Genomic DNA, 23,300 nt, shown 5'->3' on the forward strand with positions numbered 1-23,300 from the left:
TCGGCGACGCCGGCCGCTACCGCTCGCGCACGACCGTCACGCTCTGCATCCCGCCCTCGGGCGTGAAGACGTAGGCTCCCACGTCGAGGCGGCGGAAGAGCCGGAGCCGCACGATCAACAGGCATGCGAAGGTCGCGCTGATCCGGCCCTGCGCGAGAAGCTCATGCATGGTGGTGAGGTCATCGCGGCTGGGCGCCGTCGGAAACGACGGGTGCGAGTGCTATTCGCCGAGGTAGTTGAACCGCGTTTAGTCGTGGCCCGTCCTTCGATAGGGCGCGCCGATCGCGTCGCCATGATGCCCGAGGTCGCGTACGAAGCTGGTCGCGGTCCCGCCGGCGCGCTGCACGCTGGCCTCGACGCCACGGAACGTGTCCGGGGCGACAGCCTCGCCCATCAGGACCCCGCCAATCTCCCGGCGTCCGGCGCGCCGCAGTTCGCCCTTCCAGAGGGCGACGACCGGTCTAGGGAGCAGGATCTTCATCACCGCGCTTCGCGAGCAACTCGTCGAGAAACTCGATCGCGGCGTTCAGGGCCTCCGCGGTCAGGGCGGCGCCCTCATCCGTGTCGCCGAGCGGACCTTGTTGATAGCCGCCCGACGGCCTGGCCTTTCCTCGGAGACTAGGCACCACCGTTCTTGCTGCGCTGCATCATAACGGCGGAATGGCCACTCCCGGCTCGGCCGGGACATCGATAGCGGGGGCGCCACGGAAAACCGTACTTTGGCTGTGGATAAGAACAGCGGTCTGCAGCCGCGATAGCGCCTCGCTCGGCGATCAGGCGGCGGTTTGGCACTTTCTGCCAAGGCGTCCAACTTCGGGCGCGTAAGACCGCTTCTGACCCGCGCTAGGGCCACAGAGATGTCGCCCCCTGCCGCGTGGCAACTCTCTGAGCCGCACGCGATATAGCGCCGAACAATTACAGCCCTGTTAGCTGGACATCTCGATAATCTGGCAACAACATCGTGCATGAAATCTATGTATTCGATGGATGCGTCAGAATGTCAAAGAGCACTCGATACGATCTCGGCGCGATCATGCGCCAGGCCTGGAACTTGGCCAGAGAGGCTGCCTCGATTGCTGGTGAACGCGCACGGGCTCACATTGCTGGAGCGATGCGCCGCGCCTGGGCTCAGGCCAAGTCGGCACTCGCGCCGACGAAGAAGGAGCAGGTTCGTCTCTCTCCAAGCGACCTCATTGGAAATGAAGATGACTACCAAGGCCGGGTTCTAAAGTATATCGGCATCAAGTCGTGGTCATCAAAAGATGGATACGACAAACGCGATTACATCATTTGCGAAGTTGATGGTTGTCTCAAAGACAAAAATCTGATGTACTTCCACAGGTCTGGTCAGGTTGATCTTTTTCACATTGAGGTTGATACTCCTTTTGGAAAGATTTGGTGCCACGACAACATTGAGGTTGAGCTTCTTACCTAAGGTGACGAGCTCAACGTGTTGTCACCCCAGTTCCCTCGAGGCGGGGGCGGCCTCAGCCCCGAGCGACCTGCCTGTGCGCCACAACCGTGGTGACCTGGCCCCGTGTAGTCGAAGTCGACCCCGACCTCACGGGTACACTGGAGGATGGCGGGGTTACTTGCCGTGCCGCGACCTGGCGGCTACCGTAGAGGCCGCGGGCATCCAGGAGGATGCGGGGGCTAGGCTCCTTGGCGAGCCAGGCGCCGGCCGCGGGCGGTTTTGTAGGCTGGGGCGTCTGCAGCTCGCGTGAGGCTGCCGCCACCCACGGTCTCTGGTAGGCACATCCTCGCTCGACGGGAGACTTGAGGCGTCGCCGGCGCCGAGTGGTGGCGTCCGGCTAGCAGACAGCCCAACCGTGCGACGGACAACACACCGGGGGTTAGGGGACCTGGGCGGCCGAGGCTGGCGAGGGAGCGGCTATGTTGGGAAGGTGTGGAGTCTCGACCCCGAAGGCGACCTTCCTCAGGGCGCTCGCCTCGGCGATCTGGTAGGCTCGCTACAGGGGAAGTGCGCAATCGTAGTGGCCGCCGAGGAGGCGGCCAGTGCTCGCCCTTGCGCCAGGCCGCCTGGGACCGGTGGATGTTCTCGGCGAGGGTGTCCATCCGGCAGATCCGGACCCGGCACATTTCGACGACGGTGAGCTTGTCGGCGTGCTAGCTGAGGACGCAGTGGGTTTGGACCGCGCGCTTCAAGATGATGACGCCTGGATTGTCCGAGCCGTAGAGGGGATGTCCTCGGTGAACGAGGAGACACTGAACATGTGGCAGCCCCCCGGCGCGAAGGACCGAATCGCCTATTGCGCGCCGCGCCTTAGAGAGGGTGCACCGATTGTGATAGTGTCTAGACCAGTCTAGGCCCAAGGGACCAAACGCGGCAACACGGCCAAGGTTCCGAAGGGCGCTCCTACTCGGCCTTCGCCGGGGGCTTGGCCTCGGGCTGGGGTGGAGGGGCCGGCGGTGGCGGGGCCGCGCGGTTGAACCCGTCGCGATCCTTGACCGTCGCCACGAACAACGGCGCGCCGCCGTAGATCTCGCGCTGGACCTGCTCGAACGTCCGCGGCTTTCCGCGCACGTACGCATCGCCCCGGCGCGCGGCCCGCTCCTGCCACTCGGCCCGGGCCTTCACCACCCGCTCTCGGACGAAGGCTCGGTCGCGAAGGAGCGTGCTCTTCGGGTCGGCGGTGACACCGTTCTGCACCGGCACCGTCAACGTGCGGCCGAGGAAGGTGACGAGCGTCTCAGCAAGGTCCGCGTCGATGAAGTCGGGCACTCGCGTCGCGACGCGATCCTCGTGCAGCTGCCGGGGCAGGTCGAAGGTCGAGACAAGCTTCGCGAGGTTCGCCCGGTACTCGCCCCCCATGGCCTCGTCCGCCCTGGCGAAGATCGGGAACTGCCCGTCGAGATCCTCGTCGAGCAGCAGCTTGGCCGTCGCGGCCGCGTGCAGGCGCGGGAACTCGGATGCGGGCTGCCAATACCACCACAGCTTCTTGGCCTCGGCTCGCGCCTCTTCGGTCGAGAGCAGCGCCACAAGGGCGGCATCGGTCTCAGGCACGGCGGGCTCGGGCGCTGAGGCTACAGGGGGGCGACGGGGACGGGAGCGGTCATCGGCTGCAAATCGGTCATTTTCGATTTCGGGGTCGAGGGCGGGAGCGTGCCCTCGGCCCGCGCATGCCTCAACGCGCGGCGGCGGTCGGCGCGCGCGTTCCGGAAGCGCAGGATCCGGGCCCGCTCGGCTGCCGCGAGAATGCGGATGGGCTCGATGCCGGCCCCGGTGTCGAGGCGCGCCTGCAGGTCGGGGCTCTCCACCTCGGCCATGACGAAGGCCCAGAACGCCTGGTCGGCGCCGTCCCTCGTGATCGCTTCGAGCAGGCGCTGCCCCCGGTACGGCGACGTCTCATGGCCCGGCGTGAGCGCGGAGCCGGTGAGCGCCTCGTCCAGGGCGGCGAGCCAGATCCGCCGCCAGGCATGCATCTCCGATCCCAGGGCAGCCACGGGCCGACGGCGCGATCCCGCCTTCGGCTGGGTCACCCGGCGAGAGGGGAGCGCGCTTCCGAGCTTCACCAGGGTTGACGCCCGGAGCTGGAAGGCCGGCGCGTCCGGGTGCGCCTGCAGGAACGAGAGGTCCTCCGCGGGTAGTAGCCGTGCGGCTGACGTCCGCATTTCCGGTGGGCGCAGGCGAACGGAGAACGCTACGGCGAGGTTGCGGCCCCGCTCGTCCTTGGCCTCCTCGGCCTCGACCGTGAAGGCCGTCACGTGGTCGGCGATGTCGTCGAGCGCAGGCTGCAGATAGCGGATCCGGAGCGGCCCCATACGGTGCGGGGCCGGCATGCCGAGGATCTCGCCGAGCTCTGCTACGGGCACCGTGACGACATGAGAAGGCGCGTCCGGCAGGTAGCGGACACGGTCGGCGGCGAGGCGCCCAACGAGGTGGCGATAGAGCAGCGGCGCGCCTTTGGTGGAGAAGCGCGCGAGCGCGGCCAGGTCGAGGTAGCCGTAGAGGTCCCGGCGGAGGAGCGGCGTGATCCATTCCGGGAGTGACGCGCGGAACGCACCGTCGATGCTCAGCTCCTGGCGCTCGCCCCCGAGGAGACGCACGAGGCTGTCCGCGAGCCCGCGCGGCTGCACGAGCCGAGTGCGCCCGCTCATCGCAACGAGGGCGGGGCGAACGGGGATCGCCGGCTCGTGGATCCGCTCCGGCAGGCCGTCGGGATGCTGCGCGATCGCGTAGGAGACGACCCACTCCCAGAGCGCCACGTCCCGCGCGCCGAGCCGGGGGATCGCGCAGAGCCGGCGGTCGAGGAGGTAGGCGACCGGGCGCGGCACGGACGGAGCGACCTTGGCGAAGGCCTCCGGCGAGGCGACCGCCGCCTCCATGTCGCCGCGCACGCCCGGGACGAAGGGCGCTCGCCGGGAGCGGGCGGACGGGACGGAGGGCTCGGGCGAGGCGGGCATGAGCTCACGCTTGCAGATTTGCACCACCGGAAGGTACTACTCGGCGTGGCAGGAACAAGCCCATTCCCCTCTGCGGAGGCGGCTACGAACGGGCTCGGGACAGAGGCTCCGGCGGTCCCCTAATACTAAAATATAGAACCCGGCGGGCGGTAGAGAGGGCGGGGAGGCCGGCTGGGACGGGTGAGAATGGTCAGCCCAATTAGTATTGTATCGCGAGACCGCATCCGCCCCAGGCTGGAGCCTAGAGGGAAACTGGGGTGAAGCCGAGGCGGTAAGGTGGTGCAAATCTTCACGCCATGGAGCTGGTCCGGTGGTGGGGATCTGCACGGCGGGCGACCTAGATCCTTGCGTCCCGGGCGAGCATCATTCGGGCATGTCCGAGGCCGCTCTCTCCCCCGCGCGCAAGCGCACCCCTGGCCATCGCGCGATCATCGAGCAGATGGCAGCCGATGAGCGCCGGCGCGAGGATGCCGAGCGGAAACGGAAGGAGCGTGCCGATCGCAAGGCCGCTGGCCTGCCGGATCCGCGCGAGCTCGACCGCGCCATCGTCGACGCGATCCGCGACGCGCCGCTGACCGGCTCCCAAGGGGCCCGGGGGCGGACGCATCCCAACGCCGTCCATGTCGAGGGCCTAGTACGCCGGGCCGCTCGCGCCCTGCAGCTCCGGGGCTACCTGCCCGCCGCGACCGTTCCGGCCCTCTTCGCCCGGATCTCGCGTGACACCGTGGCCTAGCGCCAGGCCCTTCCCGGGGACCGGACCCACCCTCGTCGCGATGAGTGGTGTGTTGTCCGTCGCACGGCGGGCCGAGAGCCTGACCCTCGCTGGAACGACTTGGCGCCTGGGGCAAGCCCCACCGTCCGGGCGCCCCTTCCGGCAGGCGATGGTGCAACCCCGTGGGCTACCCGCACACACGCGTCATCGTGCGACCGAGCGAACTGAGGGGTGAGCACGTCCCGCACGCGATCACTCGGGCCGTGAGGCACGGCACGGCGCTGCTCGTCGGCTTCGCGCCGGGCGGGCGGCACGCTCACCGACACCGCGATCGTGCAAATCTCGTTCGACGGTGGCGTTAGCTGGCGTCAGGCGACCGCATTCCGGAGCCAGTTGAACGGCGGGCAGCCGACGATCCGGGGCGCGCCCTACGCTGACGTGCAGAGCGCCATCCCCCTCCTTATCGTCTGAGGCCGTCATAGAAGGGGAGCCTCGGCTCGTAGGTCGCGACGTCTTCCGCCGCCGCGATGATCCGGGGGTGGTCCCGCCCCGGCAGGATCAGGATCTCGGCGTTGCCCTGCGTCGGGACCCACCGGGCCCCCTCCGCCTCGGCCTGGGAGATCTGCGACCGGGGCAGGTTGCCGAAGCGGTCGAGGACGGCATCGCGGCCAGGGACGAGGATGCCGCGGGACACCGTCCTCGGATCGCCGGGACGTCGCTCGCCCTCGAATACCACCAGGGCAAGGTAGCGCGCGGCGGTGGGCAGGACGTAGACGAGCGCGGCCGGCGCCTCGCCCTGTAGCTTCCGGTACCGGAAGGCATCGAGGGTGAAGGCGGTCGGCCGGTCGAAGACCTCGGCGGCGACCTCGCGCAGGCGCTTCCGGGCGCAGGCCGCCAGGTAGAGGACCGCCTCGTCGAGCGCCGACCGGAGTTCCTTCGCCTTCGTGATCCCGGCCCGGCGAAGGGCAGAGACGTCGAGCCTGATGCGGGTGCTGGCCATGCCCGGGAGGCTCGCCCTAGCCGGTGAGACGGCCAACACACCAGGCCCCCAAAAACAGTGACCCCTCGGGAGTGGTTTGCGAGGCGAGGACTAATCCCCCCGTTACTCCTAGATCCAGAATCGAGGCTGCGGATTTAAGAATCGAGTTTCCAATTCGGATGCCGTCCGGACGATGGCCCCTCGGCGCCCGTGCGGGGCGCGCCCCGGGACGGCGCCGACACCCCATGCCCGGAGGCCTCCGGGAGCGGCAGGCACATCTGGTCCGACGTCGGCCCGACGTGCGCTCGATTCGGGCGCACAGGGCAAGGCACAAGGGGCCAGGGGTTCGTTTACCGTCGATTGTGGACGGCTTCCCCAGATTCTTGACCCGGGACTCCGGCCAGGCCCACCTTGGGAGCACGAGATCGCCCCGCACTGGAGACGTCCCCATGCCGCACCACGCCGCCCACATCACCGCGGACGTCTCGGGGCGGATGGCTCAAGGCCTGATGATGGGGCATTTCGCGGTCCAGGACCTCTTCCGCGCTGTCGAAACCGACCGCCGCCGGGGCGTCGATGCGGTCTCGGAACTCATCCACGAACTCGCCCTCGCGCGCCAGCAGGCCACCGCGGCGCAGGTCGAGACCGCCCGCCTCCGCCGTGAGCTCGCCTCATGCGCGAGGGCGATCGGTGCCGAGCGAGAGCGCGCCGATCGAGCGGAGCACGCCCTCTCGCACGTCCTCGCGGCAGTCAGGGACCGCGCATGAAAAAGCCCGCCGGGGTGACCGGCGGGCTCGGGGTAAATGGGGTGGCCCGCGTCTAGCGGCTCGGGCCGTAGCTGTATGCGGGCGTTGTCCCGGCTCTGCCAGCAGCTCGGCCACGTCGACCGAGCGGCTCGGCCCCCCGGTCCCGCCCTTGGCGCCCTTGCCGGCGATCCCCGCCGGCACAGCGTCCGCGACGACCGGCGGTAGGCGGAACGGGCCAAGTGCCGTAGACCCGCCAAGGCCGGCGTTGATATGGCGCTGCAGCCGGCTCGCGGGGCAGCCGAGAACTTCGCCGAGCTGCGTCGCGTCGAGCCCGGCGACCCATGCCGCGAGGGGGCTCGGGAGCGGATCGACTGGGGCGTGCTGCTCGTGCGTGAAGAGCCGCGCTCGGGCGTGCCGTTGCACGAGCTCCGCCATCGGGCATGGCTTGCGCACGACCGGCGCGAGGGGCTCGCCCGGCTCGTCGCGGCGGACGGCGTCGAGGGCGGCCGCCGCAACGCTCGACGCTGTCGGCTTGGGCTGCCAGCCAAGCAGCGTCAGCGGTAGCAGCAAGATCTCCAGCATCATGTGCAGGATCGTCGCGAGCAACCGTCCCAGAAACCGCATCGTGTCCTCCTCTCTCGCGGGGTGATCGTCCGCCTCAGACTAGCAAGGCGCCAGCCGGCGCGTCGGGTTTGGCCCGCCGGCGCCGCTTCGGGGCCTCGCCGAACAGGCGGACGTTGAGCTCGTCGGCGAGTTGCAGCCGGTGTCCCTGCAGCAGCGCGAGGGCGTGCGCGGCTTCGCCCTGGTCGAGGGCCTCGCGCTCCGAGAGGACGTGCCCGGTCCAGCACGTCGCCTGCGACCAGCCGATCGAGTTGCGATCGGCTGCCCAATCAGTGTCGAGCGAGCCCAGGTGCTGGCAGGCCTCCAGGGCGGCCACCCGGACGGCCGGATCCGCGGCCCGGGCGAACCACAGCGCCGGGGCCGGCCGTCCGAGGCGCTCCTCGGCCCGGCGGATGTTGCCCGCGGCGTTGTCGAGGTAGCGCTCGGCGCTGCGGAGCCCCCACGACGTCCAGCCTCCGCCGCGGCGAGATCGCGGGCCTCGGTGAGCGCGCGCCCAAGGGTCCACGGCCGCTCCGCGAGGAGGGTGCGCAGAGCCGAACGAATCGGGGGAGCCGCGATCTCGGTTTGGGCGACGTCGAGTACGTGGCGCTCTTCCTCGCGGCGGGCCTTCGCCTCGCGCTCGGAGGCCGCCTCGGCGACCACGCGGTCGACCTCCGCGCGCAGGGCGGCGACGTCGACGGTGACGCCGATGTCCCACCAGCACGCCACGAGGCGGGGCTGGTCGTGCCCGCGATCGGTCCAGCTGTAGCCGACGCCGACGAGCATGCCGCGGGCCCGCTTGTAGGCGTCGCGGAACGCGGTGGTCGGCTCGTCGCAGAGCCAGAGCGGGAGCTCGTTGCCGTAACGACGGTGGATGCCGACGCAGCGCCAGACGGTGCCGAACTCGATCGGCGGGGCCATGAGAGGGTCTCCAGAAACCGGGGTGGCCGGCTCTATCGGCCGGGTCAGCGAATACGCTGACATGCGTAGCGTCCCACTCAGGCAAGCATCTCGCAAGTGGTCGTACTCGGAAATATGCGCTTCAGGCCAAATTAATCTGCCGAACCTCCCAACCGCCGCGGGTTTCTTGTAACTTGCAAAATACAAATAAGTGGATTCACTGAAAAACCCGATCCATCACTCTGGACAACTGCCGGCGAATTGCCGACCTTCACATCAGCGGGTCAGCGCATGAGCGGATCCGAGGCTTGGTTTTCAGGAGGCGGTGGTGTCTGGCGGGGTGAGGCAAATGCAGGGCGAGGACGTCCTGCTGCGGTTGGAGGAGGCGATCCGGGAGGCCGGCTCGCAGCAGGCGTGGGCCGCATCGGCGGGCGTGTCGGCGCAATACGTCGGAGACGTGCGGAAGGGGCGCCGCGCCCCCGGCGACGCGGTTCTGGACGCGCTCGGCTTGCAGCGCGTCGTCAGCTACGTGCCCGCCGGGGAGACGCGCCCGTGATCGACCTGACCGGCTATCACTACGGGCCCGACATCGACTTCGAGCCGGATCCGCCGGAGCCCACGTTCGCCGACGGCGGCGTCTGGCGCGACGCGGTCGCCCGCAAGGCGCACGTCTGCGACAGCCGGCTGCGGCCGCGGGATCCGGGCCGGCGAGCGCTACCGCATCCACGTCGGCCTCGACGAAGACCGCCAGTTCTTCGTCTCGCGGCACTGCACCGTGATGCCCGAGGGCTGCGCGCGCGATCACGCCCGAGAGGTCGAGCGCGAGCGGCGCCTGGAGCACGAGCCGGAACTGCCTTTCCCGCCGCTGCCCCCGCGCGCGCTGCAGCTCGCCCTGACCGACGACGACATCCCGTTCTGAAGGAGGCCGCGATGAGCCGACCCGACGAGTGGCACGTCAACATCCGCGACCGCCTCGTGGCCGAGCGCGGGGGCGAGCGCTTCGGCCCGCGCGAGCTGTACCTCACGATGTACGGCCCCCGGCGGATCCTGCCGCTGGACTGGCACGAGCGGTCCCGAAACTTCATGGACGTCCTCGCGAGCTACGGGTGGACTGAGTACGCCCCGGGCCCCCGCGGAGGCCTGGGCTGGCGCCTCCGCCGAGGTCACCTCGCCGATCTGCAGGCTAGGGAGGAGGCGGCCGACCGCCTGCAGAGCCCGCACCGGGAGGCGGCCGCGGCGATCGTGAGCCCCTACGCGACCACGACCCTCTGCGACGCGGACCGCACGGTCACTCTCTACTAGGGTTGGCTGCCGGGCGGCCTCGATGCCGGCAACGTCGTCAAGCGCGCGCCGCTCCGCGACCTCCGCCGCCCGAGCAGCCGGACGCTGGTGGCGCAGTGGCGGCACCACGCCAAGCTCGCCGCGGCGGCCGCCTCAATCGACGCGCGGCTGTCCCGGCTCTGCGCGCAGCGGGCCGATTCGTATCGAAGTCAGGCCGCCGAACTCGAAAGATACGCAGGGAGAGTAAGCCAGTGACCCGAGCCGTCCGCTCCACCGAGATCCGCCTCAGGGACAACGTCTACATCTCCGTCTCGAAGGACCCGGGTTCGGATACGGTGATGTTCTACGCCCCGCCGAGGCACCGAGACCCCAAGATCGACACGAGCGGCCTCGGCCCTCACCAGTCCTGGTTCGAGCCGGGCGACGGGAGCGCCGAGTACAAGGGCATGCCCGTCGAGGCGGTCCGCGCCTACTGCCGGCTCCACGGCGGCGTTGCGGAGGCCGGCGAGATGGCACTCGCCCTGCTGAAGAAGCTGCCCTCCGGCGCGGCCGAGCCCGCTCCCGCTCCCGAGCAGCCCACTGCCCCGGCGGTCGAGGAGGCCGCTGCGCCGCGCCCTTTTCCGCTCCGGGGGAGCCCTGGTGGGAGGGCGGCCCGCGGCCCCGGCTGACCCCCGGCCATCGGATCAACCTGAGCTGGAAGGGTCTCCTCCGCGCCTAGACCTCGACGACTTGACCCCGGCCGTCATCGAGGCGCGCCGGGCGATCGCCGAGCTCGACGCCGGCTTCCTCTACAAGGGACGCGAGCCAGCCCATCCGGGCGAAGAGCTCGCGGTCTGGGGGAAGCGCGCCTCGATCGGGGCCGGCCTGGGCAGCCGCCTCATCATCGTGACGCACCCCCGATTCGCGCGGCACCCGCTTTTGGAGGAGGCGATCGATCTCCGCGCGCGGCTGCTCGCCTACTACGAGGAGGCCCGAGCCGAGATGCCCAGAGCGATGCGGCGGGCGAACGGGATCTACTCGTACTGAAAAGCTTGGCCGCCCTTGCGCCCGGCAGGGGTGGTCCATAGATTGATGGACATAGAGCAGTTCTTCAGAGCAGCTCCCTCACTCGCTGGGACACCGCGAACATGACGAAGTCCTCCATCCTCTCGGCCGTCTCCCGCATCGAGCGCGCCCCCAACATGAGCGCGGTCGTCCGCGCCTACGACGCCGCCCTCGGCGGCAGCGACGTCTCGGTCCACCGGCACCAGGGCGCCTGGCAGATCTGGCACGGCGAGGCGTCCGGCTTCTGCGGCGACTTCACCGAGATCCGCACCCACCTCGCCCGCGACGCCGAGGAGATCCTGGAGCGCACGGCCGAGGAGGCGGCACCGGCGATGGCCCAGCCCGCGCAGTTGCAGCAGGCCTGCGCCGCCCCGGCCGCCTCGGCCGCGCCGCAGCGCCTCTCGCGCGACGAGATCCTCTCCCGCATCCGGGCTCACGACCGGGAGCGCGATGAGGCCGTCGCCGAGATCGAGCGCAGGGCTGTCAACGGCAAGCCGAGCAGGCTCGACACCTGGCTGCTCGACGGTATCCGCGCGACCGGCGCAATCCTCGGCGAGCAGCTCTCCGAGCACGACCGCGTCGCGATGGAGAACCCGCCCGCCGCCGGCTTCCGCGTCGTCAAGGCGTGGGTCGACGACGCCGACGTCTTCCAGACCGTCACGTTCCCGATGATCTTCGAGCGGGCGCAGGACGCGACCGCCGAGATCGTCTCGCTGCTCGGCGGCCGGGACCCTGCGAAGTTCAGCGCGGCCGAGCGGGAGGCGGGTGCGGTCCTCACCATGGAAGAAGTCGGGCCCGAGCCGGGGCCGGCCCCAGTCCCCCTCCCGGCCCAGCAGCAGCAGGCACGCGCGACCCGCACCCCCACCCCGAAGCCGGTCCGGATCGGCGGCGGCAAGATCGTCCCGCTCGCCGTCGTGCCGACGCACGCCATGGCCAACTTTCAGGTCGCGGAGCTCGTCCGTGCCGCGCTCGACGCGAGCACCCCGCCCGCCGACGCGCCGCAGGCGTGGCTCACGTCGGTCAGCGCGATCGAGCACGCGGCGCTCGACGCGTACGGAGCCGCCCTCGTCTGGATAGGCGCATACGAGGAGGGGCGACATGCCCCCTGCGACCGAGCCTACGGCCTGCTTTTCGACGCCCGCGTGCGGCTGCAGGACGCCGCCCGGCACCACGCCGACCTCGTCGCCATCGAGGCGATCGGCTCCTTGGGCGGGGGCTGGGGCTCCGCCCCTGCGTGAAGCCGGGCCACTACGATCTCGTGCAGGAAGCGAGCGTGAGGCCGGAGCTGCAGGTGCCGCAGGGACTCCCGACCGCGGCCTACCGCGCCCTCGTCCGCGCCTACCGCCGGGGCCTGGAGGTCGGCCGGCGCCGGGTCAAGGCGGCCGTCCGCCGGACGCTCAACGGCCCGACGCTGAACCTGGAGAACCTGTGATGGCCCTGCCCCTGCACCCGGACGCCCTGGAATTCGCGGCCCGCCTCCTGCTCGGCGAGGAGTTCAAGCGGCCGCTCGCCCGCCTGCTCGGGCCGCATCACCCGGACGGGTCGCGCGCGACGCTCGATCCGCGGCTGCCCTTCCGGTGGCTCGCGCCCGAGCGCCTCCCGAACGGAGACCGCAACCCGGCGTGGCGCCCCATCCCGCCGTGGGTCGCCCCGGTCCTCGGCAGGCTCCTCGCCGAGCGCGCCGAGGAGCTCGAAGGTCAGGCCGGGATGGCTCGCCGGCACTCCGCCGTGCTCCTCAACTGGAACGAGGGGGAGTAGCCATGACCTGGACCCGCCGCACCGTCACGCCGCATCACCTCCCGTTCGGGCCGGACGGCAGGACGTACGACCCCGGCCTCGTCGTCGAGACGAGCCGGATCGACGATGCCCAAGAGCTCGCCGAGGACCGCATCTGGAAAGCCGCGCCCCTCACGCGCGCAGGACGCTTCGCCGTCCTTCGGCCCTCCTACGGCGACGCCGGGCCGGCCCTTCTCCACGGGTGGCGGGTCCGCCGCGTGGGAAGCGCGGAGCACGCCGCGCTCGTCCTCCGTCTCGACCAGCACTTCCTCAACGGCCGGGTCGCCTCCGCGGCGCCCGAGCGCGTCGCGCTCCGGCACACGGACCGCCTGCTCGTCGTGACGCCCGACCTGGTCGTCGGCGTCAACGGCGCCGACGAGGACCGCGCGTTCGGTCACCTCGCCGACGTCATGCTCGGCACGCGACAGCTCCGCCGTCGCCGCCCCCGCGTCACCCGGGCCCCGGCAGACGACGTCGCCGCGCTCGTCAGCATCGACCTCGCCAGGCAAGGAGAGTAGCCATGGCCCGCCCGCCCTTGCCCGCCGGCGACGTCGCCGCCCACCGCGCGTGGGTCGCCGAGACCGTCGCGGCGCCCTTCCACCGGCCGCGCGAGCTCGCCCGGTTGGTGCACCCGAAGCCGGCGCCCGCCCCGCCCGCAGAGAAGGCGCCCGACCTCGTCGACATGATGGAGGCGCCGGCCCCGGCCGACGAGAAGCCCTGGTACGTGAAGCAGGGGCTCCCGATCGACGAAGTCCTGCGGCACCACTTCGGCGGCGCGATCTCGCCGCCGACACCTCTCGCACTGAAGCGAGCCAAGCTCCGACGCGAGCGGGCCGAGGCCGCGATCGCGGCGCGGGCCGCCAAGCCGAAGATCCCGGCGCCGAAGCCGATGACGCCTCTCGCGGAGAAGCGGCTCCGGCTTCGTCGAGAGCGGGGCGCGGCCGTGGTCGCGACCATGGATGCCGAGGGCGTGGAGGAGGATGAGGCGGAGGTCCCGGCCCCTGAGCCGACGCCCGAGCCCGAGGCGCCGCCCTCCGCGGGCGAGGTCGCCCCCGCGCCGGCCGGGGCACCCGCCCTCGCGCTGACCTTCGACATGGGCTTCTGGACGAAGGCCCACGCCGAGGACCGCATCGAGTTCGAGCCGGCCCTCGGCAAGCCGCACCGGGTGGCGTGCCCGCCCTTCCATCTGCACGACGAGGAGCGCGCCGAGCCGATCGACGAGTTTCTCGGGCAGGTGGTCGGCGTCGAGCACGGCCGAGCGCTTCTGTTCCGGCGCCGGGATCCCGACGTCATGGACGGGTGCGAGGTCGGGCAGCGCTACATTCTGATGCGGTTCTGGCGCGACGATACGGGCGAGGTCTGGTCGATGCCCGTACGGGGCGACGACGCGGACGCCGTGCGGGTGGCGATCTGGCGGACGGTGAACCTCTACCGCCGGAACCGGGGCGGCTCGGGCTAGCCGCCCTCGTCCAGGCGCTCGCACAGGACCGACGAGTACGTCGCACCGTCCGGGCAATCCCCGAGCCTGGCCAGCCTGTACCGGGGGCGCATGCAGCAGCTGAAATAAGCCACCGTGATCGGAGGTCGGGCATCCCCCGGCCGCCGGTTCGCGTTCGCCGCCTCGACGCGGCGCTCCGCCTCCGCGCGGGAGATCCCGATAGCCATCCGCCCGCAAGTCATGCACGTGACCGCGCCCTCGGGGGGCTCGCTGTAGGTGTAGCCGCCCCTCATGTCAGGCTGCCTCGGCCAGGGCGGCCGCCGCGGCCGGGCCGCCCTCGCGCCGGGCGACATCGGCGAGCAGCTCCATGACCTCGGGCATGGTCACGGGTCGGAAGCCCCATGCGTCGACGCCGACGTCGCAGGACCGGGCCGTCGGCGGGATCGAGCCGTGGCTGTGCCCGTAGAGGTGGATCCGGCCGCGGTGGGCGTCCGGCCACGTGATATGCGCATAGTGGCTCAGCCAGAGGTCGACGGGTGCTGGCATGCCCCGGTCCTGGATCGAGAGCCGCAGGACGTCGTGGATCCCGCCCTCCCACGGCAGGCGCTCTCCCCTCTGCTCGTGGTTCCCGCGGATCAGCGTCTTGTGCCCGGCGAGGCGATCGAACACGGATCTGGCGTGCGCGAGGCTGCAGCCATAGGCGAAATCGCCGAGGTGGAAGACGCGGTCGCCGGGGCGGATCCTGTTGTTCCACATGCTGACGAGGAACTCGTCGTGCTCCTCGATCGAGGCGAACGGGCGGGGCCGGGCCATCCGGTCGGACATCATGCCGGCATGCCCCACGTGGGTGTCTGAGGTCAGGTAGGTCGTCACGGGCAGGGCCCCTCGAACGGAACGCATGGCCGTCCGGATTTCCGGACGGGGTGGCTAGCCTTCAGGCCGGCAAGCGTTTCGAGGGGGCGTGCGTCATGGGGCGATCCTCGGGGATCGGGGGCCGCCCGGCAAGAGCCGACGCGGGGCACGGTTAGCCCTTCCCTGGCCTTCGGAGAGGGGCCGTGATTCGAGGGGGCGTTGTATCCCCGTTGTATCCCGCCGTTTCAGGGGCAGCGCGAAGCGCGTGAAGAACGCCTCGCAAGGGCCTGTCAGCTATAGGGAAAGGGATTGGAGCGGGCGATCGGGATCGAACCGACGACATTCAGCTTGGGAAGCTGACGTTCTACCACTGAACTACGCCCGCGTCGGAGGAGTTTCTGAACCATTCGAGAGGTCCGAGTCAACGTCCCTGCCGCGCTTCCCTGGCGGGTATCTCACGCAAAGACTGCCATCACGATCGTCGCTACGAGACATGCCGCCAGGACGCGCAGCAGCGCGTGTCCAGGATGGTCGGGCGAGATTACCCACCATTCAAACAGGCAGGCGCCTACGATGATCGCCATTCCAGCGACGACGACCGTTTCGGCCGCGACGGACCGTTCGTCGGGCTTTTGCGCCATGGCGTGCGCTCCCCCTCGCGGCACACCCGGACGGAGCGAACCACAGCGCGTGACATCACGAACAAGCCAGCCCGGGTTCGCCGGGCCTCTTTCCAGAAACCTCTAGGGAAGACCCGGGAAAAACGGAAGGCGGCTTCGTATCGGGCGGCCTGCGGGAGAATACGGCATCGTCTCAGCGGCCGATCTGCGCCGCCTCGATCAGGGATGCGGGTGACCAGCGGAGGATCTGCACGTAGCCGTCGCGCGCCGCTACGACGAGATGGCGTCGGTGCCGATGCACGATGGTGCCGGGAACGTGGTTATGCGCCTCGGTCCAGCCGTCGGCTTGCGAGATGAAACCACGGACATCGCCGAGACGCGCGATCGTCTCGACCGTCCCGAAGGCGCGCACGCGGCGAAGGATCGCCGCGACGTCCTGGCGAAAGTCGAGGGTGCGGTCGGCATCGGTCGCCCGTGCCCAGTAAGAGCCGTCGCCCTGTGGCTCGGCGCGCTTCCAGCGGTTGGGGAGGTCACGGGCCAGCGGCCCCGCAGCGAGCCGACGCGCGGATATCTGGCACTTGGCCAGGAGCGTTTCATGGGTTTCCCCCGGCCGCAGGGGGAAGATTTCCTGCGCGATGATGTCGCCTGTGTCGAAACCGGTTTCGGCCAGCACATGGGCCGTCACGCCCCAGGTTTCGTAGCCGTCGAGCACGGCCCGGAACAGCGGATAGGGACCGCGCCCCGTTGGCAGCGGCGAGGGGTGGAAATTCACGGCGTAGTTCGCCTTGCCGCGCCAGCCGCGCACCAGCCAGGGATAGCCCGCTACCACCAAAGCCCAATCCCGCCCGTGCGCAGCATGGAGCGCGTCGATGTCGCCCGGATGAATTTTCGACAGCTGGATCGGGATCCGCGCCGCGCGGGCGCGGGTGACGACAATTTCGTTGTGGTCGTAGATGCCGTCGCAGGCGCGAGTGAACAGCTTCACCGGTGTCCAGCCCGCCTCGATCAGCGCCTCGAACACGCCGCCGAGGAAGTCGATGCCGGCGAAGGCAAATTTCATGGGAGGCCTGCGACGTCGTGGTGCCGGGACGACCGGGTATGCCCGGTACCCGAGGTCATAGGCCCGCTTTAGTCTGAGTGCGACCCCTTTGGGACCATTGGCGGCGCCTTCCAGGCGCGGCGAGCGGGAGAGGATGAGTGGCGAGCCGAACAACCCGTAAGAAGGCGAGCCAAGACAGGACTCTACGTCTCATCCTGGGCGACCAGCTCAACCGGCGCGTCTCCAGCCTGACCGACCTCGACACGGATGCGGACGTGGTCCTCCTCGTCGAGGTGCGCGACGAAGCAACTTACGTCCGCCATCACAAGCAAAAGATCGCCTTCCTGTTCGCGGCCATGCGGCATTTCGCGGAAGAGTTGAGAGAGGAAGGCGCCGAGGTCGATTACGTCCGCCTGACCGATGAGGGCAACACCGGCAGCTTTACGGGGGAAGTTGAGCGCGCTTTGGCCCGCCATGCCGTCTCCCGCGTGGTGGTGACGGAGCCGGGGGAGTGGCGCGTCTGGCAGATGATGCAGGAGTGGCGGGACAATCTGCCGGTGCCCGTCGAGATTCGGCCAGACAACCGTTTCCTCTGCCCCCGTGAGGATTTCGCGAAATGGGCCGAGGGCCGCCATCATCTGCGGATGGAGACGTTCTACCGGGGCATGCGCAAGCGGACCGGTCTCCTGATGGAGAAGGGCGAGCCCCTCGGCGGACGCTGGAACTTCGACGCCGAGAACCGGAAGAAGCTGCCCAGGGGCCACCGCCTCCCGGACCGAATCGGCTTCCAGCCGGATTCGGTGACGCGCGAGGCCATCACACTGGTCGAGCAGGAATTCGCTGACCATTTCGGCGACCTGACCGCCTTTCAATGGCCGGTGACGCGTGGGGACGCCCTCGCCTCCTTGCGCCACTTCATCGAGGAATGCCTTCCGACCTTCGGCGATTATCAGGACGCGATGAAGGGCGACGAGCCCTTCCTCTATCACGCCCTCATCTCGCCCGCCCTCAATGCGGGGCTTCTGACGGCCGAGGAGGTATGCCGCGCGGCCGAACGCGCCCATCGCGAGGGTGCGGTGCCGCTGCATTGTGCCGAGGGGTTCATCCGGCAGATCCTCGGCTGGCGCGAGTATGTTCGGGGGCTCTACTGGGCTCGGATGCCCGAGTATCGGGAGACCAATGCCCTCGATGCGGGCCGTCCGCTCCCGTGGTTCTATTGGTCTGGCGAGACCGAACTTCGTTGCATCCGGCAGGTCGTGGACCAGACCCGCGCCCATGCCTATGCCCACCATATTCAGCGGCTGATGGTGACGGGCAACTTCGCCCTCATCGCCGGGCTCGATCCCGCTCAGGTTGAGGAGTGGTATCTCATCGTCTTCGCCGACGCCTATGAGTGGGTGGAGTTACCCAACGTCCACGGGATGGTGCTCTGGGCCGATGGCGGTGTGATGGGTTCGAAGCCCTACGCAGCCTCTGGCGCGTATATCGACCGAATGTCGGATTACTGCCGCGACTGTTTTTACGATGTGAAGGTTAAGAACGGCCCGAAGGCCTGCCCCTTCAATTATCTCTACTGGAACTTCCTGATCGAGAACGAGGACCGCCTCGCCGACAATCAACGGATGGCCATGCCCTACCGAACGCTCGGCAAGATGGATGAGAAACGGCGGAAGGAGATTCAGGCGGACGCCGCTCGCTTTCTTGCTTCGCTCACGACCGATCACAAAGGCGACCAAGCGGCCAAACCCAAATAGGGGCGAGGCTCGGCGCGATGGGTTTCCCATTGCAGCCCGGCTGAAACGCGTAGGCGGATGTCGGCCAATGCGACGTCCGTCGCGTGCAGGCCGAAGCTCACCTTCCGGTAGCCGGTTTCATCGAGAAAGACGCTGCCTTCCGGGCCGAAGTAAGCGCCTGCGAGTTTGTAGCCCCAGGCGGCGCGCATCCACACGCTGTTGCGGGCCGAACCTGCGATGACGGTGGTTTGGACGAGGCTTTCCTCGGTCGGCCGAAGCCAAGTCTCGCCCTGAACCCGCCAGCCAGTTCGCAGCACGGCCGCGACGCCAACGAGTGCGTCGAGGTCGGTCTCGGATCCGGCATAGACCGAGATGGCGCCTGCGGGGATGATCCACTGGTAGCCGAACAGCTCGGACGTCGTCTGTGACAGCCGCGTGAAGATCGCTCGTCTGCCACAACCGCAGAACATCCTCTCGCGTCGTATCCCGCCCCCGACACTCCACAGGGTCACGAACCCACTCTTTTCGAGCGAGCTTGCCCCAGCCTTCGCGCCGAACGTGGCGAAGCTGGCGGCTCCGCCGTCGAGGCTTCCGAACAGAAGGATGTCGAGGTCGGCCGCAGCGGCGCGTGCTGTCGCGGACGCGAAGATCGCGAATGCCACGAGCCAGACGAGACCAGTCGATGGCATCCTCATCGTGCTCAAAGCCGCTGCCGTCGGCCTGATCCGTAGGGGATGGGGTCTGTCGCAGTAATTGGGAGGAAAAGTTGCACGCAGATGCGATGCAACGACAGGACAGTCAAAATAGACTTCAGGTGTCGCAACACACCGTTGCGTTCGACGTGAGGTCCGAATCGGCTGCTCGAAAAAGCCTGGGGACACCGCGCGGCTTGGCGGGGGCGGCGTTCTCGGATAGAGCCCCCCGCAAGTCAGAGAAGGTTGGGCGAGACTTGTCTTACGGTGCACGCACCTCGGACGTCCTCACCGTGCTCGCGAGCCAAGAGGGCGAGCGTCTTACGGTGGCGGATATCGTGGCGGTTCTGCGCGACCGGGCGTTCGCCCTTCTGGTCGTGCTGCTCGGCTTGCCGAACTGCCTACCAATGCCGCCGCCGATTCCGCTCGTCTGCGGCCTACTGCTGCTGCTCGTTGCAATTCAGATTGCGGTCGGCATGTCGGCCCCGTGGCTCCCGCGGCGCCTGCTCGGGCAATCGATCAAGCAGTCGGACGTTCAGCGCGCGGTGAAGCGGGCCGTGCCGATCCTGCGGAAGCTGGAGCGCTGGTCGCGCCCGCGCCTCAGCGTATTCGAAACGGCCATCGGCATGCGCGGCATGGGCGTGGCGCTTCTCGCGCTCGCCCTGGCACTCATCGTAGCGGCCCCGCTCATCGGGCAGATCCCGCTGGGGCTCGCCGTCTGTCTCGTCGGGCTGGGCCTTGTCGAACGCGACGGAATCGTCGTTTTGGCGGGGCTCGCCATCGGATTATTCGGCGTGGCGATCAATGCGGGATTCGCCTACGCCGTCGTCTCCGGTGTCGCCGGGCTGCTGCACCTCTACTAGAGGCGGTAGCGGATCTGGTCCGTCCAGAAGCGCTCCAAGCGTCCCAAGGCCCGGTTCAGCCGGTCGAAATCGTCGTCCGAAATGCCGCCGATCGGGGCGATCGTGCGCGAATGCTTGTCGTAGAGCTGCTGCACGATGTCGTGGATCTGGCGGCCTTTGTCGGTCAGGCTGATCCGCACGGAGCGCCGGTCCGTCTTGGAGCGGGCGTGGTGCAGGTAGCCGGCCTCCACGAGCTTCTTGACGTTGTAGGACACGTTGGAGCCGAGATAGTAGCCCCGTGTCCGCAACTCGCTGGCGGCGAGTTCGCTGTCGCCGATGTTGTAGAGCAGCAGGGCCTGGACGCTGTTGACGTCCTCGCGACCCCGGCGCTCGAACTCGTCCTTGATCACGTCGAGGAGGCGGCGGTGAAGCCGCTCCACGAGGTGGAGCGCCTCTAGGTAGGCGTTGTGGGGAGCGGCAGCGGGCTCCTCGGTGGCAGCGAGCTGGGTGCGGGCAGTCTGGCTCTTCATCGGTGCAATCCCTGACGGATCTTGCGGTGATCGTATGGGCCGTCACCGCTCTTATTGGCAAACCTATCCGGCGGGAATGAAAGACGATTTAAGCGGCAAGATGAATTCGCGATTTACCTGTGTGAGTAAAGACAAACTGAATGGATTAAAGGAAGATTTCGTTCACTCTCGCGGTCGAAGCTTCGGGCGCGCTCGCTAATCCTTCGTCAATCCTAAGCGGTAGCCCGGAAATGGTGGCGCCCGCATCGGATTCTGCGGGCGCAGCCTCAGTGGCTCTCGCGCGCAGCGAGCCAGGAGAGAAGAAAGTAGATCAGCATCACCAGCACGCCGAACAGGAGCAGCGGCGTCGAGACCGGCACGAGCTGCGGCGTCAGCACCGCGAGCGTCAGTCCCGAGGTGACGGCAAGGAGCCAGATGACCCCGCCCCAGGCACTGGTGAGCCAGAGACCGCTCGCGGCGACTGCATCTACCACGGCGAAATAGACGATGGCCGCCTGCCGTCCGAACGGCTCCGCTTCGAAGGGCGGTGCGCCGGGCCGGACATCGAGAATGGTCGCCCAGGCGAAGACGGCCTTGCCGAGCCACGCCAAGGCCGTGAGCCGCATGAACCAGACCAGCGCCGTGTCCCAGGTGCTGGCGGGTGGCGCCGCGTTGCGCTCGATGCGGTCGCCGAGAAGGCTACCCGGCCGCGCCGGCTTGCTGCGCAGCGGGATCAGGCCGCGCATGCGTACAGGCTCCGCTCGATGCTCACGTCGCTCTTCTCCCGATCTCGCGGCCCCTCCCGGTCGGGTTGAACCCCTTTGGCGACACGCCGTCAACGTGCGGCACCCCTGCCCTGCATGGTCCCCCTTGGGTCGCCCTCCCGCGGCGTGCTACGCCCGGCTCGCACATGGCGGGCATGACCGCTCGCCCGTCGCGGCCGTGTCCGCGGGAGCCTCCCGCGCGGTCGCCTCTTTCGAGCCCGGACACCCGCGCGCATGTCGGACAGAATCCCGGAACCCCGCCCCCTCGCCTACGCCGCCGTGCGCGAGGACAATCGCAGCGGAAGCCTCGGCCTCACCCAGCGACCGCGCCGGAACCGCAAGGCGGACTGGTCCCGCCGTCTCGTCCGCGAGCACACGCTGACTGTCGATGACCTGATCTGGCCGATGTTCGTCATCGAGGGTGAGAACCGCCGCGAACCGGTGGCATCCATGCCGGGCGTCGAGCGCCTGAGCGTGGACGAGATCGTCCGCGATGCCGAGCGCGCCGCGAAGCTCGGCATTCCGGCCATCGCCTTCTTCCCCTTCACGGAGGTGAGCCTGCGCGACCCGGTCGGGTCGGAGGCGCTGAACGCCAACAACCTCGTCTGCCGCGCGGTGCGGGCGGTGAAGCGAGCTGTCCCCGGCCTCGGCATCATGACCGACGTCGCCCTCGACCCCTATACCAGCCACGGCCATGACGGGCTGATGAAGGACGGTGCGATTCTCAACGACGAGACTGTCGCCGTCCTCGTGGAGCAGAGCCTGATCCAGGCCGAGGCAGGCACCGACATCATCGCCCCCTCGGACATGATGGATGGCCGTGTCGGCGCGATCCGACGCGCTCTCGACAAGGCCGGGTTCCTTGACGTCCAGATCATGGCCTATGCCGCGAAATATGCGAGCGCCTTCTACGGGCCGTTCCGCGATGCCATCGGCACCAAGGCCGCCTTGGTCGGCGACAAGCGCACCTATCAGATGGATCCCGGCAATTCAGCCGAGGCCTTGCGCGAGGTCGCCCTCGATCTCGAGGAGGGCGCCGATTCGGTGATGGTGAAGCCAGGCCTGCCCTATCTCGACATCATCCGCCGGGTCCGGGACACGTTCGAGGTGCCGACCTTCGCCTACCAGGTGTCGGGCGAGTACGCGATGATCGAGGCTGCGGCCCGCAACGGCTGGCTCGACGGTGATCGCGCGATGGTCGAGGCGCTGCTCGCCTTCAAGCGCGCGGGCGCCGACGGTGTGCTGACCTATCACGCTCCTCGCGTCGCCGAGCGGCTGCGCTCGCTCTGAGCCGCGAAGGACAGGCATCCGCGCCGTGAGGCGCTCGCATCGCTGGCTGTTGGCCGGAGGCGTCGTCGTGGGGTTCCTCGGCGGCCTCGCGGCATGCCAGGACACGCTGCGGCGGGACCGAGTCGCGACCTGCCGCAGGACGCTGCCCGCCGTCGCCCAGGGGACAGGCATCCGCTTCCAAGGCGCGGGCCCCGGCCCAGCGGTCGGCACCGTGCGGGTCGACTATACCGAGGGAACTCGCCAGCATCGGCTGCTCTGCCGCTTTGACGGCGCCTCGAACCTCGTGGAGGTGGCGAACGACGGCACGCCCCTGTCCGGGTCGGCCCTCCATATGCTCCAACGCTACTACCTTGATACCCCCGATGCGGCGCGGGCCGATCCGGCTAAGCCCTGATCCGCCGTTGCCCGAGGCAACCCTTGCGGCGGGCGATAGGGGCGCCCACCTTGTGATCGCTGCACCGCTTGCAGGTATTGCCGACCATGTACGAATCTCGCACCGATTACGCTGGCCGCCCGGCCGCCACCGCTTTCCCCGGCGGTTTGCCGATTCCCTACGTCCGCGGGAGCATCGGCGCGCGAACAATCGCGTATCTGCTCGATATCCTGTTCATCCTCGGCTTCACGGCTCTGCTCACCCTGGCCATCACACTGATCGGCATCGTGACTTTCGGCCTGGGCTGGACGCTCTTCGCCGTGCTTCCCGCAAGCGGCATCCTCTACAGTGCCATTACGGTCGGAGGGCGGCACCAGAGCACGATCGGCCAGCGATTGATGGGGCTTCGGGTCGTGGCGCCCGAGCGCGGCGGGCCGGTCGACATCATCTCGGCCGCCGTTCACGCGCTGCTGTTCTACGTCGCGGTGTCGACATTCCTGCTGTGGTGCGCCGACGTCGCCTTCGGCCTGCTGCGCTCGGATCGCCGCCTTGGCCATGACGTGCTCTTGGGCCTCGCAGTCGTGCATGCTCGTTGAGGGCTGGCGCGGATTCGGTTCCATGGAACGCGTGTTTCCAAGGGTCGCGCTTTTTTACGGCCTGCTTGGCCAAACAGGCCATTGAGCCG

Annotated in this window: 33 protein-coding genes and 1 tRNA gene; 20 read left to right on the plus strand and 14 right to left on the minus strand. The window is 68.9% G+C overall.

Annotated features, from left to right (window positions below):
* Positions 1 to 16: 16 nt before the first annotated feature.
* Positions 17 to 169, minus strand: a complete 153-nt coding sequence (locus ACFQE0_RS26835) for a hypothetical protein (protein WP_210250374.1) — start codon at positions 167 to 169, stop codon at positions 17 to 19.
* Positions 170 to 247: 78 nt separating this feature from the next.
* The gene (locus ACFQE0_RS26840; RefSeq protein ID WP_238235544.1) at positions 248 to 481 is read right to left on the minus strand and encodes a hypothetical protein; all 234 of its coding nucleotides are present in this window, start codon (positions 479 to 481) and stop codon (positions 248 to 250) included.
* Positions 482 to 997: 516 nt separating this feature from the next.
* Between ACFQE0_RS26840 and ACFQE0_RS26845 the strand changes: the two genes are divergently transcribed.
* Positions 998 to 1,435: a hypothetical protein gene (locus ACFQE0_RS26845; protein ID WP_147025417.1), complete on the plus strand. Its 438-nt coding sequence runs from the start codon at positions 998 to 1,000 to the stop codon at positions 1,433 to 1,435.
* 942 nt (positions 1,436 to 2,377) lie between these two features.
* Here the strand turns inward: ACFQE0_RS26845 and ACFQE0_RS26850 are convergent.
* Both ACFQE0_RS26850 and ACFQE0_RS26855 read right to left on the minus strand, forming a co-directional pair.
* Entirely contained in the window at positions 2,378 to 3,025 is a 648-nt protein-coding gene (locus tag ACFQE0_RS26850) for a hypothetical protein (protein WP_378975000.1), read from the minus strand.
* A 20-nt stretch (positions 3,026 to 3,045) separates the two neighbouring features.
* Entirely contained in the window at positions 3,046 to 4,452 is a 1,407-nt protein-coding gene (locus ACFQE0_RS26855; RefSeq protein ID WP_378975002.1) for a hypothetical protein, read from the minus strand.
* A gap of 346 nt (positions 4,453 to 4,798) precedes the next feature.
* Between ACFQE0_RS26855 and ACFQE0_RS26860 the strand changes: the two genes are divergently transcribed.
* Positions 4,799 to 5,158 (plus strand): hypothetical protein, encoded by a 360-nt coding sequence (locus tag ACFQE0_RS26860; RefSeq protein ID WP_147025415.1) that lies wholly within the window; start codon positions 4,799 to 4,801, stop codon positions 5,156 to 5,158.
* 439 nt (positions 5,159 to 5,597) lie between these two features.
* Here the strand turns inward: ACFQE0_RS26860 and ACFQE0_RS26865 are convergent, their stop codons facing one another.
* A complete protein-coding gene (locus tag ACFQE0_RS26865; protein ID WP_378975004.1) occupies positions 5,598 to 6,137 on the minus strand; it encodes a hypothetical protein in 540 nt (179 codons plus the stop codon).
* A gap of 428 nt (positions 6,138 to 6,565) precedes the next feature.
* Here ACFQE0_RS26865 and ACFQE0_RS26870 point away from each other — a divergent pair, with 428 nt between their 5' ends.
* A complete protein-coding gene (locus ACFQE0_RS26870) occupies positions 6,566 to 6,883 on the plus strand; it encodes a hypothetical protein (RefSeq protein WP_147025413.1) in 318 nt (105 codons plus the stop codon).
* A gap of 249 nt (positions 6,884 to 7,132) precedes the next feature.
* Complete coding sequence (locus ACFQE0_RS26875) at positions 7,133 to 7,426, plus strand: hypothetical protein (RefSeq protein WP_378975006.1); 294 nt, start codon at positions 7,133 to 7,135, stop codon at positions 7,424 to 7,426.
* 94 nt (positions 7,427 to 7,520) lie between these two features.
* On the opposite strand, the gene ACFQE0_RS26880 is transcribed toward ACFQE0_RS26875, so the two are convergent.
* A complete protein-coding gene (locus ACFQE0_RS26880) occupies positions 7,521 to 7,988 on the minus strand; it encodes a hypothetical protein (RefSeq protein WP_378975008.1) in 468 nt (155 codons plus the stop codon).
* Positions 7,989 to 8,047: 59 nt separating this feature from the next.
* Here ACFQE0_RS26880 and ACFQE0_RS26885 point away from each other — a divergent pair, with 59 nt between their 5' ends.
* The 11 genes from ACFQE0_RS26885 to ACFQE0_RS26935 all read left to right on the plus strand — a co-directional run bounded on the left by ACFQE0_RS26885 (position 8,048) and on the right by ACFQE0_RS26935 (position 13,922).
* Entirely contained in the window at positions 8,048 to 8,443 is a 396-nt protein-coding gene (locus ACFQE0_RS26885) for a hypothetical protein (RefSeq protein ID WP_378975010.1), read from the plus strand.
* 247 nt (positions 8,444 to 8,690) lie between these two features.
* Positions 8,691 to 8,918 (plus strand): helix-turn-helix domain-containing protein, encoded by a 228-nt coding sequence (locus ACFQE0_RS26890; RefSeq protein ID WP_345998672.1) that lies wholly within the window; start codon positions 8,691 to 8,693, stop codon positions 8,916 to 8,918.
* Positions 8,919 to 9,137: 219 nt separating this feature from the next.
* Positions 9,138 to 9,281, plus strand: coding sequence for a hypothetical protein (locus tag ACFQE0_RS26895; protein ID WP_378975012.1), 144 nt, complete (start codon positions 9,138 to 9,140; stop codon positions 9,279 to 9,281).
* 11 nt (positions 9,282 to 9,292) lie between these two features.
* Positions 9,293 to 9,664: a hypothetical protein gene (locus ACFQE0_RS26900; RefSeq protein WP_147025408.1), complete on the plus strand. Its 372-nt coding sequence runs from the start codon at positions 9,293 to 9,295 to the stop codon at positions 9,662 to 9,664.
* A 230-nt stretch (positions 9,665 to 9,894) separates the two neighbouring features.
* Positions 9,895 to 10,311 (plus strand): hypothetical protein, encoded by a 417-nt coding sequence (locus ACFQE0_RS26905; protein ID WP_378975014.1) that lies wholly within the window; start codon positions 9,895 to 9,897, stop codon positions 10,309 to 10,311.
* 61 nt (positions 10,312 to 10,372) lie between these two features.
* Positions 10,373 to 10,669 (plus strand): iron-containing alcohol dehydrogenase, encoded by a 297-nt coding sequence (locus ACFQE0_RS26910; RefSeq protein WP_147025406.1) that lies wholly within the window; start codon positions 10,373 to 10,375, stop codon positions 10,667 to 10,669.
* Between the two features lie 101 nt (positions 10,670 to 10,770).
* Positions 10,771 to 11,925 (plus strand): hypothetical protein, encoded by a 1,155-nt coding sequence (locus ACFQE0_RS26915; protein WP_378975016.1) that lies wholly within the window; start codon positions 10,771 to 10,773, stop codon positions 11,923 to 11,925.
* Positions 11,922 to 12,119 carry a hypothetical protein gene (locus ACFQE0_RS26920; RefSeq protein WP_378975018.1) on the plus strand — a complete coding sequence of 66 codons (198 nt, stop codon included), beginning with the start codon at positions 11,922 to 11,924 and terminating at the stop codon, positions 12,117 to 12,119. Before ACFQE0_RS26915 ends, ACFQE0_RS26920 begins: the two co-directional genes overlap by 4 nt.
* Positions 12,119 to 12,445 (plus strand): hypothetical protein, encoded by a 327-nt coding sequence (locus ACFQE0_RS26925; RefSeq protein ID WP_147025404.1) that lies wholly within the window; start codon positions 12,119 to 12,121, stop codon positions 12,443 to 12,445. Before ACFQE0_RS26920 ends, ACFQE0_RS26925 begins: the two co-directional genes overlap by 1 nt.
* Positions 12,446 to 12,447: 2 nt before the next feature.
* Positions 12,448 to 12,981, plus strand: a complete 534-nt coding sequence (locus tag ACFQE0_RS26930; RefSeq protein ID WP_147025403.1) for a hypothetical protein — start codon at positions 12,448 to 12,450, stop codon at positions 12,979 to 12,981.
* A 2-nt stretch (positions 12,982 to 12,983) separates the two neighbouring features.
* Entirely contained in the window at positions 12,984 to 13,922 is a 939-nt protein-coding gene (locus ACFQE0_RS26935; protein WP_174804893.1) for a hypothetical protein, read from the plus strand.
* Here ACFQE0_RS26935 and ACFQE0_RS26940 read toward each other — a convergent pair.
* The 5 genes from ACFQE0_RS26940 to ACFQE0_RS26960 all read right to left on the minus strand — a co-directional run bounded on the left by ACFQE0_RS26940 (position 13,919) and on the right by ACFQE0_RS26960 (position 16,433).
* On the minus strand, positions 13,919 to 14,194 hold the full coding sequence (locus ACFQE0_RS26940; RefSeq protein WP_147025402.1) for a hypothetical protein: 276 nt from the start codon (positions 14,192 to 14,194) through the stop codon (positions 13,919 to 13,921). The genes ACFQE0_RS26935 and ACFQE0_RS26940 overlap by 4 nt on opposite strands.
* A 1-nt stretch (position 14,195) precedes the next feature.
* Complete coding sequence (locus tag ACFQE0_RS26945) at positions 14,196 to 14,801, minus strand: metallophosphoesterase (RefSeq protein ID WP_147025401.1); 606 nt, start codon at positions 14,799 to 14,801, stop codon at positions 14,196 to 14,198.
* Between the two features lie 262 nt (positions 14,802 to 15,063).
* Positions 15,064 to 15,138 (minus strand) — tRNA-Gly (locus tag ACFQE0_RS26950).
* A gap of 70 nt (positions 15,139 to 15,208) precedes the next feature.
* Positions 15,209 to 15,394, minus strand: a complete 186-nt coding sequence (locus tag ACFQE0_RS26955) for a hypothetical protein (RefSeq protein ID WP_378975020.1) — start codon at positions 15,392 to 15,394, stop codon at positions 15,209 to 15,211.
* A gap of 172 nt (positions 15,395 to 15,566) precedes the next feature.
* Entirely contained in the window at positions 15,567 to 16,433 is an 867-nt protein-coding gene (locus ACFQE0_RS26960; protein WP_378975022.1) for a methionyl-tRNA formyltransferase, read from the minus strand.
* A gap of 137 nt (positions 16,434 to 16,570) precedes the next feature.
* On the opposite strand from ACFQE0_RS26960, the gene ACFQE0_RS26965 reads away from it, so the two are divergent.
* The gene (locus ACFQE0_RS26965) at positions 16,571 to 18,166 is read left to right on the plus strand and encodes a cryptochrome/photolyase family protein (RefSeq protein WP_378975024.1); all 1,596 of its coding nucleotides are present in this window, start codon (positions 16,571 to 16,573) and stop codon (positions 18,164 to 18,166) included.
* Here the strand turns inward: ACFQE0_RS26965 and bcsS are convergent.
* A complete protein-coding gene (gene bcsS, locus ACFQE0_RS26970) occupies positions 18,133 to 18,840 on the minus strand; it encodes a cellulose biosynthesis protein BcsS (RefSeq protein ID WP_378975026.1) in 708 nt (235 codons plus the stop codon). The genes ACFQE0_RS26965 and bcsS overlap by 34 nt on opposite strands.
* Positions 18,841 to 19,094: 254 nt before the next feature.
* Between bcsS and ACFQE0_RS26975 the strand changes: the two genes are divergently transcribed.
* Entirely contained in the window at positions 19,095 to 19,700 is a 606-nt protein-coding gene (locus tag ACFQE0_RS26975) for an exopolysaccharide biosynthesis protein (RefSeq protein ID WP_378975028.1), read from the plus strand.
* Here the strand turns inward: ACFQE0_RS26975 and ldtR are convergent.
* Positions 19,697 to 20,209: a transcriptional regulator LdtR gene (gene ldtR / locus ACFQE0_RS26980; protein WP_378975030.1), complete on the minus strand. Its 513-nt coding sequence runs from the start codon at positions 20,207 to 20,209 to the stop codon at positions 19,697 to 19,699. The two genes, ACFQE0_RS26975 and ldtR, sit on opposite strands and share 4 nt — an antisense overlap.
* Before the next feature lie 266 nt (positions 20,210 to 20,475).
* Positions 20,476 to 20,934 carry a DUF6163 family protein gene (locus ACFQE0_RS26985; RefSeq protein WP_378975032.1) on the minus strand — a complete coding sequence of 153 codons (459 nt, stop codon included), beginning with the start codon at positions 20,932 to 20,934 and terminating at the stop codon, positions 20,476 to 20,478.
* A gap of 252 nt (positions 20,935 to 21,186) precedes the next feature.
* Between ACFQE0_RS26985 and hemB the strand changes: the two genes are divergently transcribed.
* From hemB to ACFQE0_RS27000, 3 genes are all read left to right on the plus strand, one after another.
* On the plus strand, positions 21,187 to 22,242 hold the full coding sequence (gene hemB / locus ACFQE0_RS26990; RefSeq protein WP_378975034.1) for a porphobilinogen synthase: 1,056 nt from the start codon (positions 21,187 to 21,189) through the stop codon (positions 22,240 to 22,242).
* A 25-nt stretch (positions 22,243 to 22,267) separates the two neighbouring features.
* Positions 22,268 to 22,636, plus strand: a complete 369-nt coding sequence (locus tag ACFQE0_RS26995; protein ID WP_378975036.1) for a hypothetical protein — start codon at positions 22,268 to 22,270, stop codon at positions 22,634 to 22,636.
* 86 nt (positions 22,637 to 22,722) lie between these two features.
* On the plus strand, positions 22,723 to 23,211 hold the full coding sequence (locus ACFQE0_RS27000) for an RDD family protein (protein WP_378975038.1): 489 nt from the start codon (positions 22,723 to 22,725) through the stop codon (positions 23,209 to 23,211).
* The last annotated feature ends 89 nt before the right edge of the window (positions 23,212 to 23,300 follow it).

Origin of the sequence: Methylobacterium komagatae (genome assembly GCF_042661665.1) — a bacterium.
Classification (GTDB): domain Bacteria; phylum Pseudomonadota; class Alphaproteobacteria; order Rhizobiales; family Beijerinckiaceae; genus Methylobacterium; species Methylobacterium komagatae.